The organism is Labrys monachus (genome assembly GCF_030814655.1).
Lineage (GTDB): Bacteria > Pseudomonadota > Alphaproteobacteria > Rhizobiales > Labraceae > Labrys > Labrys monacha.
Genome location: NZ_JAUSVK010000001.1, coordinates 4,380,672 through 4,395,131 on the forward strand (window position 1 = coordinate 4,380,672; position 14,460 = coordinate 4,395,131).

13 protein-coding genes are annotated in these 14,460 nt (G+C 65.9%); 6 read left to right on the forward strand and 7 right to left on the reverse strand.

Annotation, left to right across the window (positions count from 1 at the left end):
- The first annotated feature begins 8 nt into the window (after positions 1-8).
- Entirely contained in the window at positions 9-764 is a 756-nt protein-coding gene (locus J3R73_RS20035; RefSeq protein ID WP_307430850.1) for a helix-turn-helix transcriptional regulator, read from the forward strand.
- Between the two features lie 53 nt (positions 765-817).
- Positions 818-1,363, forward strand: a complete 546-nt coding sequence (locus tag J3R73_RS20040) for a YbhB/YbcL family Raf kinase inhibitor-like protein (RefSeq protein ID WP_307430853.1) — start codon at positions 818-820, stop codon at positions 1,361-1,363.
- Between the two features lie 64 nt (positions 1,364-1,427).
- Here the strand turns inward: J3R73_RS20040 and J3R73_RS20045 are convergent, their stop codons facing one another.
- The 3 genes from J3R73_RS20045 to J3R73_RS20055 form a co-directional block, all read right to left on the reverse strand.
- Positions 1,428-1,838 (reverse strand): hypothetical protein, encoded by a 411-nt coding sequence (locus tag J3R73_RS20045; RefSeq protein WP_307430856.1) that lies wholly within the window; start codon positions 1,836-1,838, stop codon positions 1,428-1,430.
- A 91-nt stretch (positions 1,839-1,929) separates the two neighbouring features.
- On the reverse strand, positions 1,930-2,376 hold the full coding sequence (locus J3R73_RS20050) for a DNA polymerase III subunit chi (protein WP_307430858.1): 447 nt from the start codon (positions 2,374-2,376) through the stop codon (positions 1,930-1,932).
- Positions 2,377-2,567: 191 nt separating this feature from the next.
- Complete coding sequence (locus J3R73_RS20055; protein WP_307430861.1) at positions 2,568-4,067, reverse strand: leucyl aminopeptidase; 1,500 nt, start codon at positions 4,065-4,067, stop codon at positions 2,568-2,570.
- A 176-nt stretch (positions 4,068-4,243) separates the two neighbouring features.
- Between J3R73_RS20055 and J3R73_RS20060 the strand changes: the two genes are divergently transcribed.
- The 4 genes from J3R73_RS20060 (at position 4,244) to rsmA (ending at position 9,871) form a co-directional block, all read left to right on the forward strand.
- Positions 4,244-5,410, forward strand: coding sequence for an LptF/LptG family permease (locus tag J3R73_RS20060; RefSeq protein WP_307430864.1), 1,167 nt, complete (start codon positions 4,244-4,246; stop codon positions 5,408-5,410).
- The gene (gene lptG, locus J3R73_RS20065) at positions 5,407-6,498 is read left to right on the forward strand and encodes an LPS export ABC transporter permease LptG (protein WP_307430867.1); all 1,092 of its coding nucleotides are present in this window, start codon (positions 5,407-5,409) and stop codon (positions 6,496-6,498) included. The genes J3R73_RS20060 and lptG overlap by 4 nt, the downstream gene beginning before the upstream one ends.
- Positions 6,498-8,939, forward strand: a complete 2,442-nt coding sequence (locus J3R73_RS20070) for an LPS-assembly protein LptD (RefSeq protein WP_307430870.1) — start codon at positions 6,498-6,500, stop codon at positions 8,937-8,939. Before lptG ends, J3R73_RS20070 begins: the two co-directional genes overlap by 1 nt.
- An 89-nt stretch (positions 8,940-9,028) precedes the next feature.
- Positions 9,029-9,871: a 16S rRNA (adenine(1518)-N(6)/adenine(1519)-N(6))-dimethyltransferase RsmA gene (rsmA, locus tag J3R73_RS20075; protein WP_307430873.1), complete on the forward strand. Its 843-nt coding sequence runs from the start codon at positions 9,029-9,031 to the stop codon at positions 9,869-9,871.
- Here the strand turns inward: rsmA and gmk are convergent, their stop codons facing one another.
- From gmk to fabF, 4 genes are all read right to left on the reverse strand, one after another.
- Positions 9,872-10,537, reverse strand: coding sequence for a guanylate kinase (gene gmk, locus J3R73_RS20080; protein WP_307430876.1), 666 nt, complete (start codon positions 10,535-10,537; stop codon positions 9,872-9,874).
- Positions 10,534-11,421, reverse strand: a complete 888-nt coding sequence (locus tag J3R73_RS20085) for a YicC/YloC family endoribonuclease (RefSeq protein ID WP_307430879.1) — start codon at positions 11,419-11,421, stop codon at positions 10,534-10,536. The genes gmk and J3R73_RS20085 overlap by 4 nt, the downstream gene beginning before the upstream one ends.
- A 103-nt stretch (positions 11,422-11,524) precedes the next feature.
- Entirely contained in the window at positions 11,525-12,958 is a 1,434-nt protein-coding gene (mltG, locus tag J3R73_RS20090) for an endolytic transglycosylase MltG (RefSeq protein ID WP_307430881.1), read from the reverse strand.
- A gap of 176 nt (positions 12,959-13,134) precedes the next feature.
- Positions 13,135-14,394 (reverse strand): beta-ketoacyl-ACP synthase II, encoded by a 1,260-nt coding sequence (gene fabF / locus J3R73_RS20095; RefSeq protein WP_307430884.1) that lies wholly within the window; start codon positions 14,392-14,394, stop codon positions 13,135-13,137.
- Positions 14,395-14,460 lie beyond the last annotated feature (66 nt).

A 14,460-nucleotide genomic window follows, 5' to 3' on the forward strand; every position in this document is an offset into this window, starting at 1 on the left:
CGCCGGGGATGGTGCTGGTCCTGGGCGGCCGGAAGATCCTGCACAGCCGCGGACGCGAAGTCATCATCGGCACCGGGGAAGCCGTTCTGATTCCCGACCGGCTGGATTTCGACGTGCTCAACGAGCCCGGCGGGAACGGACCCTATCGCGCCCTCGCGCTCGGCTTCGCCCCCGAGCTGATCGGCGCGGCCGTGGCCGGCGAAACCGCAGCGCTCACACAGATCCGGCCTCTGCGCGATCTGCCGCCCGGCCTTGCCGATGCCTGCGACCGGGCCGCCGAGGCCATCGCGGCCGGCGACAGCCTTCCCGACCGGGTCGCGGCCGGACGGGTCCATGAGGTGCTGCTCTGGCTGGCATCGCTCGGCCACCGGTTCGAGGCGCCGGCCCCATCCGACCTGATCGACCGGCTGCGCAAGATCATCATGGCCGATCCCGCCCGCGACTGGCGCGCGGGTGACCTGGCGAGCCGCGTCGGCGCGAGCGAGCCCACCTTGCGGCGGCGCCTTGCCGCCGCGGGCACCAGCTTCACCGAGATCCTCGCGGATATCCGCATGACGGCGGCGCTGTATCTGCTCCAGTCGACCGACAGGCCCGTCACCGCCATCGCGCTCGACGTCGGCTATGACTCGGCTTCCCGGTTCGCGGCGCGCTTTAAAGCCCGATTCGATTTCGCGCCCAGTGAAATCCGGGGCCATCGTCGCGACATCGATCGAAACGGCACAAAGTTTAAGCGGCCCGGCGCTGCAGGCTCCCCCGCCGGATGAAAGAGTCGCTGTCCCGGCGAGGCCATCGTGGCCCCGCACGACAGGAGGCAGACATGAAATATTTCGCGGGCTCCATCGCGGCCCTGGGCATGCTCACTTCGACGCACGCCTTTTCCTTCGAACTGACCAGTCCGGACATCCGCGACGGCGGGACGCTGAAATCCGTGCAGGTCGCCGACGTCTTCGGCTGCTCGGGCGGCAATATCTCGCCCGAGCTGCGCTGGAGCCACGCGCCTGCCGGCACCAGGAGCTTCGTCGTGACGCTCTACGATCCGGACGCGCCGACCGGTTCGGGCTGGTGGCACTGGACCGTCTTCGACATTCCCGCATCGGCGAGGTCGATCCCCGCCGGCGCCGGCGCACCCGGGGGCAAGGGCCTGCCGGCCGGATCCGTGCAGGGCCACAACGATGCCGGCCTGCCGCAATTCCAGGGAGCCTGCCCGCCTCCCGGTCCCGCCCACCGCTATGTGCTGACCATCACGGCCCTGAAGGTTGCCAGACTGGGCCTGGGCGCCGAAGCCAGCGGCGCGATGATCGGCTTCATGACCCGGGCGAACGCCCTCGGCTCGGCCAGCATCATCGCGACCTATGCGCGGTGAAGCCCGGATCGGCATCAACCCCATCCGGTGGACGACCCTCGGCCCTGCGGGGCCGGGCGTCGGCCTATTCGATGATCTTGACCAGCCTGTCGTCGTCGAACTTGTAGACGGTGCGCACGCCGCGCTCGATATACCAGACCGCATCATGGCTGTGGCCCGCCTGGTCCTCGCCGCCGACGAAGCGGCTCGGCGTTCCCTTGAGACCGACCAAGGTGCACTCGCTCATGCCGAGCGCGATGCCGCCGCCCTGCCCGCGTCCGCTGCAACGCTGCGCGAACGCCACCGCGTCGGCATCCGGATGGAAATTCGGAATGACCGTGCCGTCGCCCGCTTCGGCGAATTTCTGGTTGAGGGAATAGGCCTCGACCGGACGTTCGGCTGCGGCCTGCCCGACGGCCACGCTTCGGGGAGCGCAGGAAGCCAGCGCCGCCACGCTCGCCGTCACGACAAGGAGGGAAATCAACCGATAAGCCATGGGCGATCTCTTCGAATCAGCCGAGTTGCCGCCACGAACCCCTTGTTAACAGGAAAAGGAGAAGCCGGTTAGAGCGGTCCCGGCGTCCTCCTCAGGCTTTCTTCTCCCACCGGCCATCCTCGCTCTGCTGCCAATAGGTGGCGGCAAAACCGAGCGACTTCGCCTGCCGCCAGTGCTCCCGCGCGCCCTCCACCGCTTCCGCGTCGTTGCCGTCGAACAACAGGACGATCCGCTCGTAGAGCGCGGCATCGGAGGGCAGCGGCACGCCGTCGACCAGGAAACGCACGGTTGCGCCGTTCGGATTGCCCTCATGGGCCACGAGCACGATCGGCTGCCTTTCCCCCTCGTCGCTCTCGAGCCCGTGCGGCAGGAAGCTTTCGTCCTTGTAGGTCCACAAAGCGTCGTCGAGCGTCAGCAGCCGCTCCGGCAGTCCCTGCACGGCGCAGCGCCAACCCCGCTGCAGCGACTTCTCGAGCAGCCCCGGCAGCACCCGCTCCAGCGGAGCGCGCTGCAGATGATAGAAGAGGAGTTCGGTCATTGCGCCGTCATCCGCCCCTTTCCCGTCGGTCCGGCGACGCGCGCAAGCGGCATGCCGGCATGCGATCGCGATATCGCCGAACACCAACCGCCGGCGCATTCTCCAGAAAGGCCGACAGGCCTCTCAACCGAAAAAACGAGTTGTAACAATGGGTTATGAAAGATTGCTATTCGTTGGAACCGCCATTCTCCCTAGCCCTCGTAATGGTCGGCGACGAGCCTGTCGAGCAGGCGGACGCCCCATCCCGAAGCCCAGCTGCGGTTGATGTCGGTAGCCGGCGAGCCCATGGCGGTGCCGGCGATGTCGAGATGGGCCCACGGCGTGTCGTTGACGAAGCGCTGCAGGAACTGGGCCGCGGTGATCGAGCCGCCGTTGCGCCCGCCGGTGTTCTTCATGTCGGCGAATTTGGAATCGATCATCTTGTCGTATTCTGGCCCGAGCGGCATGCGCCAGACCCGTTCCCCCGTCGCCTTGCCGGCGGCGAAGAGCCGGTTCGACAATTCGTCGTCATTGGAGAACAATCCGGCATATTCCTGCCCGAGCGCCACCAGGATGGCGCCGGTGAGCGTCGCCAGGTTCACCATGAATCGCGGGCTGTATTTGTCCTGGATGTACCAGAGCACGTCGGCGAGGACGAGGCGGCCCTCGGCGTCGGTGTTGATGATCTCGATCGTCTGGCCCGACATCGAGGTGACGATGTCGCCGGGACGCTGGGCGTTGCCGTCCGGCATGTTCTCGACGATGCCGATCGCCCCGATGGCGTTGACCTTGGCCTTGCGGGCCGCGAGCGCATGCATCAGGCCGACCACGCAGGCCGCGCCGCCCATGTCGCCCTTCATGTCCTCCATGCTGCCGGCCGGCTTGATCGAGATGCCGCCGGTGTCGAAGGTCACGCCCTTGCCGATGAAAGCGACCGGCTTGGCGTCGGCGTCCTTGGCGCCCTGCCAGCGCATCACGACGAGGCGGCTCTCATGTTTCGATCCCTGCCCGACGCCGAGAAGGGCGCCCATGCCGAGCTTCTTCATCGCCTTGGGATCGAGAACCTCGATTTCGACGCCGAGCTCGGCGAGTTCCGCCGCCCGCCGCGCGAATTCCTCGGGGAAGAGCACATTCGGCGGCTCGTTGACGAGGTCGCGCGCCAGGTTGACGCCGTCCGCCAGCGCATCGCGCGACTTCAGCGCCTTCTTGACGCCGCCGTCCTGGGCGGTGGCGATGGTGAGGGCGAGGACACCGCGCGCCTCGTCCTCCTCCTTCCGGCGGGTCTTGTAGCGGTCGAAGGCATAGGCGCGCAGCCGGGCGCCGAGCGAGAAATCGGCGGCCTGGTCCGCTCCGACGGTGATTCCCGGCGCGTCGAGGATGATGCACGCCGCCTTGGCCGCCGGCGGCAGCCTGCCGAGCACCGAGCCGCCGGCCTTCACCCAGTCCGTCCGCGCGGCCTCGTCCGCCTTGCCGAGGGAAACCACGAGGAGGCGATCGACCGGGAGATCGGCAGGGGCGAGAATATCGAGGAAAGACAGGGCCTTGCCCTTGAAATTGTCGGCTGCAGCCGCCCGTTTGACCGTACCGCCCACACCCGGTAGAGCTGCCTCGGCTCCGGCCGTGACCGTGACGTCGCCATCGACAAATACAACGACGATACCGCCCGCAATCTTTTCAATCTTCGAAAACGACAGTTTCAATTCGGAAACCATATTTCATGTCCATGCCAGGAAGATGCCGTGCAATTGACGGCTTGCGGGGATTCTTGCATGCCAATGCGTAACCATGTCTACAACAATCCGTTGGTAATTTTCGCCGTGCCCTACAAAGGCCTCGCCGTCGCTCCATCCCGACGCTACAAAACCCGGCTAGGAGTGCAGAGGGCTCGATGAACCTGATCAGCCGATATATTGCCAGACAGTTCGGCTTCGCCTTCCTGGTCTGCCTCGTCGTGCTGACGCTCCTGGCCTGGATGGTGGGGGCTCTGCGCGAGTTCAACGTGATGACCGCCCAGGGGCAGTCGATCATCGTCTTCCTGGTGATCAGCTCGCTCGCCCTGCCGGCGCTTGCGGTCGTGGTGGCGCCGCTCGCCCTGTTCGTGGCGATGATCTGGCTGTTGACGCGGCTCAACGGCGGATCGGAACTGGTGGTGCTCAACGCCGCCGGGCTATCGCCGGCGCGGCTGATCACGCCCTTCGCCGGCATCACCGCCTTGGCGGTCGTCGGCATCGCCGCGATAACCCTCTACGGCCAGCCGGCCAGCCAGCATGAGCTCACGGCGTGGCGGGCCGCGGTGGGCGCCGACATCGTCTCGCACTTCCTGCAGGAAGGCCAGTTCACCACGATGCACGGCATCACCTTCCACATTCGCGAAAGGCAGCCGAACGGCACGCTGCTCGGCATCTTCGTGCAGGATACGCGCTCCAAGACGCAGACGCTGACCTATATCGCCGAACGGGGCCAGATCGTCGATTCGGGTTCCGGCATCTTCCTCGTGCTGGAGAACGGCTCCCTGCAGCGCCAGGAAGGCGGCACCGCGGCGGACGCTTCCATCGTCGTGTTCGAGCGCTATGCGTTCGACCTGTCGCAGCTCGGCGGCGACGACGGCGATCCCACCTATTTCAAGCCGCGCGACCGCTATACCGGCGAATTGCTCGCCATGAAGCTGACGGGGCCCCGTAACCTCGCCGAGCTCGGCCGCATCCGCGGCGAACTGGTCGACCGGTTCACCGCCCCGCTCTATCCCATCGCCTTCATGTTCGTGGCCCTCGCCGCCCTCGGCCAGGCGCGCACCACGCGCCAGGGCCGTGCGAGCGCCATTGCGATGGCGATCTTCGGCGTGCTCGTCATCCGAATCGGCGGCTTCGTCGCGACGCAGAGCCTCAGCGTTCATTCGATCGCGGGCGTCTACATCGCCTTCGCCATCCCGCTCGTCGCGTCCCTCTTCTGCTTCGGCGTGATCGTCGGCTGGATCAGGCTGCGGCCCCCCCGCGGACTCACCACCTGGATGAGCGACCTCGCCACGCGCCTGACCACCCCGGCGGTGCGCGCATGATCATGGCCTCGACCCTCGGCCGCTATCTCAGCCGGCGCTTCCTGATCGCCATCTGCGGCGTCCTGGCCTTTCTGTTCGCGCAGATATTCCTGCTCGACTTCGCCGATACGATGCGGCGGGCGAGCGACATGCCGCATGTCTCCATCAGCTCGATCGCGACGATATCGCTGTTTCGCACGCCCTCGATCATCGAGCAGACGCTGCCCTTCGTCTTCCTGTTCGGCGCCATCATCTGCTTCGTCAGCCTGAGCTGGCGGCTGGAGCTGGTGGTGATGCGCGCCGCCGGCCTGTCGGTGTGGCAGTTCCTGGGGCCGCCGCTCACCTGCGCGCTGGGGCTCGGCATCATCGCGGCGATCGTCTTCAACCCGGTTTCGGCGACGCTGAAGATGCGCAGCGACGCGCTCGATGCCAAGGTGTTCGGCGCCGAGCAGAGCCGCGACAGCGACAAGGCGCTGTGGATCCGGCAGCGATCGTCCCAGGGACAGGCCGTGATCCATGCTTTGTCGCAAGGCGACGAGGATGCGACGCTGAACGGCGTGACCATCTATGCCTTCGACGTGGACAACCGATTCACCCGGCGTATCGAGGCCGAAACGGCAAAACTTGACAATGGTGTCTGGCACCTTGAAAAGGTGCGCGAGTTCGTGCCTAATCAACAGCCAATCACCCAGGAAACCCTTGATTTTCCAACCTCTTTGACGGCCACACAGGTAAGGCAGAATTTCGCGGTGTCGGCTGACAGCGTGTCTTTCTGGAGACTCTCCGCAGCAATCGCGCAGCAGGGCGCCGCGGGGCTTGAAGCGAACGACTACCGGCTGCAATATCAGACGCTTCTGGCACGCCCCGTGCTGCTGGTGGCGATGGTGCTCATCGCGGCGACGGTGTCTTTGCGATTCGCACGCCTCGGCGGTATTGGCGTAATGATCTTGAGTGGTATCGGGGCCGGCTTCGTGTTGTATGTGGTGACAAAAATGGCCAAGGACCTCGGCACGGCCGGGCTGGTGAACCCAGCCGTGGCTGCGTGGAGTCCTGCCGTTGTCGGCGTTCTGATCGGATTTTCCGTGTTGCTTAACCAGGAGGATGGCTGATGCGCGTATCGGCTCGCCATTTCCTCACGACGATTGCGCTGCCGGGCCTGGCCCTGGCCATCCTGTCGCTCGCCGCGATTCCCTCCGTCGCGCAGGCGCAGAACGGCATGCTGGGCGTGCTCAACCAGCGCAACGGCAGCAGCAGCGCCGAGACCAATCCCAACATGGTCGTCAAGGCCACGCAGATGGTCTACGACCAGGACAAGGACATCGTCACGGCCCTCGGCGGCGTGCAGATCTATTACAACGGGCGCGTCCTGCAGGCCGACCGCGTCGTCTATGATCGCAAGTCGCATCGGGTGCACGCCACGGGCAACGTCGTCATCACCGAAGCCGACGGCACGGTGACGCATGGCGACAGCTTCGACCTGACCGACGACTTCAAGGACGGCTTCATCAATTCGCTCAAGATCCTGACCACGGACGAGACGCGCCTCGCGGCCAACCGTGCGGAACGGACGGGCGGGAACGTCACCGTTTTCGAGAACGGCGTCTACACCGCCTGCGAGCCGTGCAAGGAGCACCCCGAGAAGCCCCCGCTGTGGCAGATCAAGGCCGTCAAGGTCATCCACAACGAGCAGGAGAAGATGATCTATTTCGAAGACGCTCGTTTCGAGTTCTTCGGCATGCCGATCGCCTACCTGCCCTATATGTCGACGCCGGACCCTTCGGTGACGCGCAAGACGGGTTTCGTTTCGCCGACCTATTTCCATACCTCCAGGCTCGGCTACGGCGTCACGGCCCCCTATTTCATCGACCTCGCGCCGAACTACGATCTGACGCTGACGCCCGGCTTCACCACCTCCCAGGGGCCGACCGGCGCGGCCGAGTGGCGGCAGCGCCTGCTCAACGGCAGCTATTCCATCATCGCTTCCGGTGCTTTCCTGAGCGATCCCAAGAAATTCGCCGATGAGGATATCGGCTCGCCGAGTTTCCGCGGCTCGCTGTCCAGCAAGGGCGAGTTCTGGCTCAGCGACAAATGGAAATGGGGCTGGGACGTCTCCCTCCTCAGCGACAAATATTATTGGCGGGACTACAAGTTCGACAATCTCAAGGGGCTGACCGAATCGGTCTCAACCGCCTATCTGACCGGCCTCGACAACAAGTCCTATTTCGACATCCGCGGCTATTACTTCACCGGATTGACGACAGCCGACGTCCAGAAGCAGCTGCCGGTGGTCCTGCCGGTGGTGGATTACGACTATATCGTCGACCATCCCGTCATGGGCGGCGAAGTCGGCTGGAACGCCAATTTCACCAGCCTGACGCGGGATCAGGCGGCCTTCGACAATATTCTCGGCAAGAGTTGCGTCGTCGGCACGACCGCGATAACCCGCGCCAATTGCCTGCAGCGCGGCATCAGCGGCTCCTATACCCGTGCCTCGGCGAGCGCCTACTGGAAAAAGACGATCACCGACAAGCTCGGCGAGCAGTGGACCCCGTTCGCCTATGTGCGGGGCGATATCGGCTATACCTCGCTCAACGACAGCAACTCGACCCAGTTCGTCCGCAACAACGACTTTGCCGCTCGCGCCGTGCCGGCCATCGGCCTCGACTACCGCTACCCCTTCATCTACCAGTCGAGCTGGGGCACGCAGGTGATCGAGCCGATCGCGCAGGTCATCCTGCGGCCGAAGGCGGCGCAGACCGGCCAGTTCCCCAACGAGGACGCCCAGAGCCTGGTGTTCGACGACACCAACCTGTTCCAGTGGGACAAGTTCTCCGGCTATGATCGCGCCGAGGACGGCTCGCGCGTGAACGCGGGCTTCCAATACTCGCTGACGACGAACGATGGCGGCTATTACAACGCATTGTTCGGCCAATCGATTTCGCTGTTCAACTACGATCCCTACAAGACCGGGGACATGGCCAACACCGGTCTCGAATCCGGTCTCGACACCATGAAGTCGGATTATGTCGGCCGCATCTACCTGCAGCCGGTCAACAATTTCGCCGTGCTGTCCGATGCCCGCTTCGACGAGAACACCTGGGCGATGCGCCAGTTCGAGGTGGGGGCGCTCGGCACCATCGGCCGCGTGAAGGCGGACATCACCTATGCCCGCTACGATGCCCAGCCCTTGCTCGGCCTCGACGTCCGCGAGGGCATCAACGGCCGCGCCGCCGTCAAGCTGACGGATGACTGGATCGCTTCGGCCGGGGCCCTGTATGACCTGAAGGAAAAGCGCTTTACGACACGCTTTGCGGGCCTGACCTATGTCAATTCCTGTGTCGCCTTCGGGCTGAACGTCGAACAGTCCTATGACACGACGTCGTTTAAGAACGACACCACGGTCGAGCTTCAGATCTCCCTGCGCGGCCTCGGCACGTCGGGCGACCCCAAGCAGTTCACCGACAAGGTCTGGAACAACGGCTTCAGCAACACCAATGTGAATACGCCGTCGAGCTTCACCACCGCCGACGGCAACCTCACCAGCGAGTAAGGGCCGGAGCGGGACTCATGCCCGCCGGCGTCGCGCTCCGTTCCGGATCGCGCGCGCCGGCGCATACCTCGAAAGGCACTATTCGCCGCATGGCCCAGCTCGACACGCTTCCTCCCCTGCGCGACGTGATCCGGCAGCACGACCTGATGGCCCGCAAGTCCCTGGGCCAGAACTTCCTGCTCGATCTCAACCTCACCGCCAAGATCGCCCGCGCCGGCGGCTCGCTCGAAGGCGTGAGCGTGGTCGAGGTGGGGCCGGGGCCCGGCGGCCTGACGCGCGCCCTGCTCGCCTGCGGCGCGCGCCGGGTCATCGCGATCGAGCGGGACGAGCGTTGCCTGGACGCGCTGGCGGAGATCGCCGCCCATTATCCCGGGCGCCTCGTCGTGCATGCGGGCGACGCGCTGAAGGCCGACTGGCACGCCCTGACGGCCGGCATCGAGGGACCTGTCCGCATCGCCGCCAACCTTCCCTACAACATCGCCACGCCTCTGCTCATCGGCTGGCTGAAGACGGATCCCTGGCCGCCCTGGTTCCAGTCGATGATCCTGATGTTCCAGAGGGAGGTCGCCGAACGTATCGTCGCGACCGAGGACGACGACGCCTATGGCCGCCTCGGCGTCCTCGCAGGCTGGCGCACCGAGGCCGAGATCGTCTTCGACGTGCCGCCGAGCGCCTTCGTGCCGGCTCCCAAGGTCACCTCGTCGGTCGTGCATTTCCGGCCGCGCCCCTCGCCCCTGCCCTGCACGCCGGCCGCGCTCGAACGGGTGACCCAGGCCGCTTTCGGCCAACGCCGCAAGATGCTGCGGCAGAGCCTGAAGAGCCTCGGCGGCGATGTCGCGGCGGCCCTGGAGGCAGCCGGCCTGCGGCCCGACATGCGGGCCGAGGAAGTGCCTGTGGCCGCCTTCGTGGCGCTCGCCAATCGGCTGGGGTGATCAGGGCTTGCGCATGAGCGCGTCGAGATCCGCCTTGAGCTTCTCGACGAGGCAGGCGACCACCGACTTGTCCTGCCGCTTCATGCGTTCGACGTCCAGGATCTCCTTGAGGCGGCCATAGGTCGTCTGCAGATCCTGGTTGACCAGCACATAGTCGTATTTGGTCCAGTGGCTGATCTCGACCCGCGAATTCTGCAGCCGGCGCATGATCACTTCCGGGCTGTCCTCGGCCCGACGTTCGAGGCGCGCCTTCAGTTCGCTCACCGAGGGCGGCAGGATGAACACCGAGACGATGTCGGGGCGCATCTTGTCGTAGATCTGCATCGTGCCCTGCCAGTCGATGTCGAACAGGACATCGCGGCCGGCCGCCAGGGCTTCCTCCACGGGGGCACGCGGCGTGCCGTAGTAATTGCCGTGGACTTTCGCCGATTCCAGCAGTTCGCCGTGTTCGCGCATCGTCTCGAACGTGCCCGCGTCGACGAAGCGGTAATGCACGCCGTCGATTTCGCTGCCGCGGCGCGGCCGCGTGGTCACGGAAAGCGACAGATGCATCGCCTTGTCCTCGGCGAGCAGCAGACGCGTCAGCGTCGTCTTGCCGGCGCCGGAGGGCGAGGAAACGATCAGGAGAAGCCCCCGGCGAGCGGGGACGGATGCCACATCATTCATTCGATATTCTGGACCTGTTCGCGGAATTGCTCGACCACTGCTTTGAGAGAAAGCCCGGTCGCGGTCAAGCTTACGTCGTTGGCCTTGGAGCACAGCGTGTTGACTTCACGATTGAACTCCTGCGCCAGGAAGTCCAGCCGGCGCCCGACGGGCCCTCCCTTGGCGAGCAGGTCCCTCGCCGCCGCGATATGCGCATGGAGGCGGTCCAGTTCCTCGCGGATATCGCTCCTGGCCGCCAGGAGGATGGCCTCCTGATGCAGCCTGTCCGGATCGAAGCTGGAGGAAGCCTCCAGGAGGGACCGGACCTGCGCGGCTAGCCTTTCGCGGATGGCGGCAGGCTGGCGCGCCGGATTGCCGTCCGCTTCATGGGTGAGCGCTTCGATCTCTCCGATCCTCGCCAGCAGGATGCGGGCGAGCGCCTCGCCCTCCTGGCGGCGCATGCGAGCGCAATCGCCGACCGCCCGCTCGAAACCCGCCAGGAGATCGGCCTGGAGCGCCGCCCGCCCGGCCTCGTCCTCCTCCTGTTCCTCGATGTCGAGCACGCCCCTGATGGCGAAGAGCCCATCCAGCCGGGGCGCCGCCGCGTCGATCCGGTGCGAAGCCTCGGCCATGGCCTTCATGACCGCGTCGAGGACCGGCTGGTTGATGCGCACCGTCAGGGCCGCTGCCTCGCGCTTCAGCGTCAGGCCGATCTGGCAGGAGCCGCGGGCGAACGCCGCACCGAGAGCACCGCGCGCGGCCGCCTCGAGCCCGTCATAGCCCGGCGGCAGCCGGAACCGGACGTCCAGGTTCTTTCCGTTGACGGTCTTGATTTCCCAGGCCCAGCGGCTCGCACCGGTCTGGCCCTCGACCCGGGCAAAGCCGGTCATGCTGGTTACGGACATGAGACGCACACCCTGTCGGCTTCTCGAGAAGGCCGGCTTCGAAGCAATCCGCCCGCGCGCAGAGGCTGGAGACGCAGGGGCGGCACGTTCGGGCCGGCAGGACCTATTGTACCGTCTGCGGCGAGTTCAGATCGAAGGTGTTGTCGAGCAACGGATCATGCTTGGTGTTCTCGACCGGATCTTCGAAGCCGCCCTTCCGGCCGGTGCCGCCCTGCACCGGCTGGCCGGAGGACGGAGCCGGGGGATTGGCGGAATTCACGGTCGAAGGGACGGACACGGCCGGCGCCGCCTCAGCCGGGGTCTGCTTGCCCGATTTTGCCTTGGTCTGCCGGCCCAGCAGCTTGGCGGGGATCGGCGGGCCGAAGGTTTCGGCCGCGGGTGCCGGCGCCGGTGCGGCGGCCGGCTCCGAGCCCTGCTGCAGCTGCCGCCACCGGGAGACGTTCTTGTTGTGCTGATCCAGCGTCTCGGCGAAGGCATGGCCGCCCGAGCCGTCCGCAACGAAATAGAGATCCTTGGTCGCCATCGGATTGGCCACCGCCTCCATGGCCGCGCGGCCGGGATTGGCGATCGGCGACGGCGGCAGGCCTGCGATCAGATAGGTGTTGAAGGGCGTCGGCCGTCCCAGATCCGCCGACTGCAGCGGGCGGTCGAGCCTGCCCTTCCCCCCGGCGATGCCATAGATCACCGTCGGATCCGACTGCAGGCGCATGTTCTTCTGCAGGCGGTTGATGAAGACGCTGGCAACATGAGGACGCTCGTCCGCCTTGCCGGTCTCCTTCTCGACGATCGAGGCCAGGGTCACCAGATCCGCCGGGCTCTTGAGGGGCAGGTTGGAGGCACGCTTCTTCCAGACCTGCTCGACCAGCGCCTTCTGCTCCGCCTCCATCCGCGACACCATCTGGGCGCGGGTCGTTCCGCGTTCGAACTTGTAGGTATCGGGCAGGATCGAGCCCTCCGGCGGCACCGGCGGCGCATCCCCCGTCAGGATATCGTCCTGGGCGAGGCGATCGACCACCGCCTGGCTGGTCAGGCCCTCCGGGATGGTGAGGGAATGCTGGATCGACTTGCCCTCCACCAGGATATCCATCACGTCGACCATCGAGGCACGCGGCTTGAACGCGTATTCGCCGGCCTTGAGATCATTGCTGTGGTGCAGGACCCAGATGCCCGTCTTGAACGCGGACGCATCGGCGATGACGCCCTGGCGTTCGAGGGTGTCGGCGATGCCGTCCGTGCCGGTGCCCCGAGGGATATACACCGTCTTCTCCTCGGTCAGCGGACCGGGGCCGTCGAAGCGGCGCAGGCCGACATAGGCGACGACGGCCGCCAGCACCAGAATGACGACGATGGCATTGCCGAACACGACCAGGGGATTGCGCGCGGCAAGCGAGCGCGCCCGGGGCGTGGGCACCGCATCCGGCTGGATCATGTTGCGCGAGCCGCGCTGTCCCGAATTCTTCCGGCCGAAGGAGCGCGAGCGTTCGATCGGCTGTCCGGAATCATTCCTGTCATCGACCATGGAAACCTCGTCTGCCATCAGGCATCGTCATGTCCGCCGAATATGGCGAAATGCCAGTTGCCCGGCCCCGGACCCGCGCAAACGCACGGCCGCAGGCCATGAAGAATACCGACCATGCCACGGCCGTGCGGGGAGAACGCTCACCCGCGACACCGCCGAAGCCCGCATGGCGTCGCGGACGAGGCTGGGCGCGGTCAGTCGACTTTACGCAGGATGATCGAAGCGTTGGTGCCGCCGAACCCGAAGGAATTGGAGAGAATCACGTTGACGGCACGCTTGCGCGCCACATGCGGCACCAGGTCGATCGGCGTTTCGATCTCGGGATTGTCCAAGTTGATAGTGGGCGGAACGATCTGGTCGCGCAAGGCCAGGATCGAGAAAATCGCCTCGACGGCGCCGGCGGCGCCGAGAAGATGCCCCGTCGCCGACTTGGTCGACGACATCGAGACGGTGGCGGCGGCATTGCCGAGAAGGCGTTCCACGGCACCCAGTTCGATCGTATCGGCCATGGTCGAGGTGCCGTGGGCGTTGATGTAGTCGATCTCGCCGACCGAGATGCCCGCCCGCTTCACCGCCATCTGCATGCTGCGATAGGCCCCGTCGCCATCTTCGGACGGCGCGGTGATGTGATAGGCATCGCCCGACAGCCCGTAACCGATGACCTCGGCATAGATCTTGGCGCCACGCGCCTTGGCGTGCTCATATTCCTCGAGCACGACGCAGCCCGCGCCCTCTCCCATGACGAAGCCGTCGCGGTCGCGGTCGTAGGGGCGCGAGGCCCGGGCCGGCTCGTCGTTGAAGGAAGTCGACAAGGCCCGGCATGCGGCGAAACCGGCCAGAGCGAGGCGGCAGACCGGCGATTCGGTGCCGCCGGCCACCATCACGTCGGCGTCGCCGAAGCCGATCAGGCGCGAGGCGTCGCCGATCGCGTGGGCGCCGGTCGAACAGGCGGTGACAACCGCGTGGTTCGGACCCTTGAGGCCGTGGCGGATCGACACCTGGCCCCCTGCCAGATTGATGAGGCGGCCGGGAATGAAGAAGGGAGAGACCCGCCGGGGTCCGCGCTGATGCAGCGTCATGGCTGCATCCTCGATGCCCTGCAGGCCGCCGATGCCGGAGCCGATCAGTACGCCGGTGGCGTTCTGATCGTCGGGCGTGGACGGATGCCAGTCGGCATCGTCGAGCGCCTGGGTCGCAGCGGCCATCGCATAGACGATGAAATCATCGACCTTGCGCTGCTCCTTCGGCTCCATCCACTGATCGGCATTGTAGGTGCCATTGCTGCCGTCGCCATAGGGCAGCATGCCGGCGATCCTGGCGGGCAGGTCGGCGGTCTCGAAGCGGTCGATTTTCACGGCGCCGCTCTTGCCGGCAATAAGATTGGACCATGACGTCTCGACATTGCCGCCCAGGGGGCTGACCATACCGAGACCGGTGACGACGACACGCCTCATTGAACCTCCAACAGCCGGGGAAATCACCTTCCCCGGCTCGATCAAACTCCAACCGACTGCGAGGGA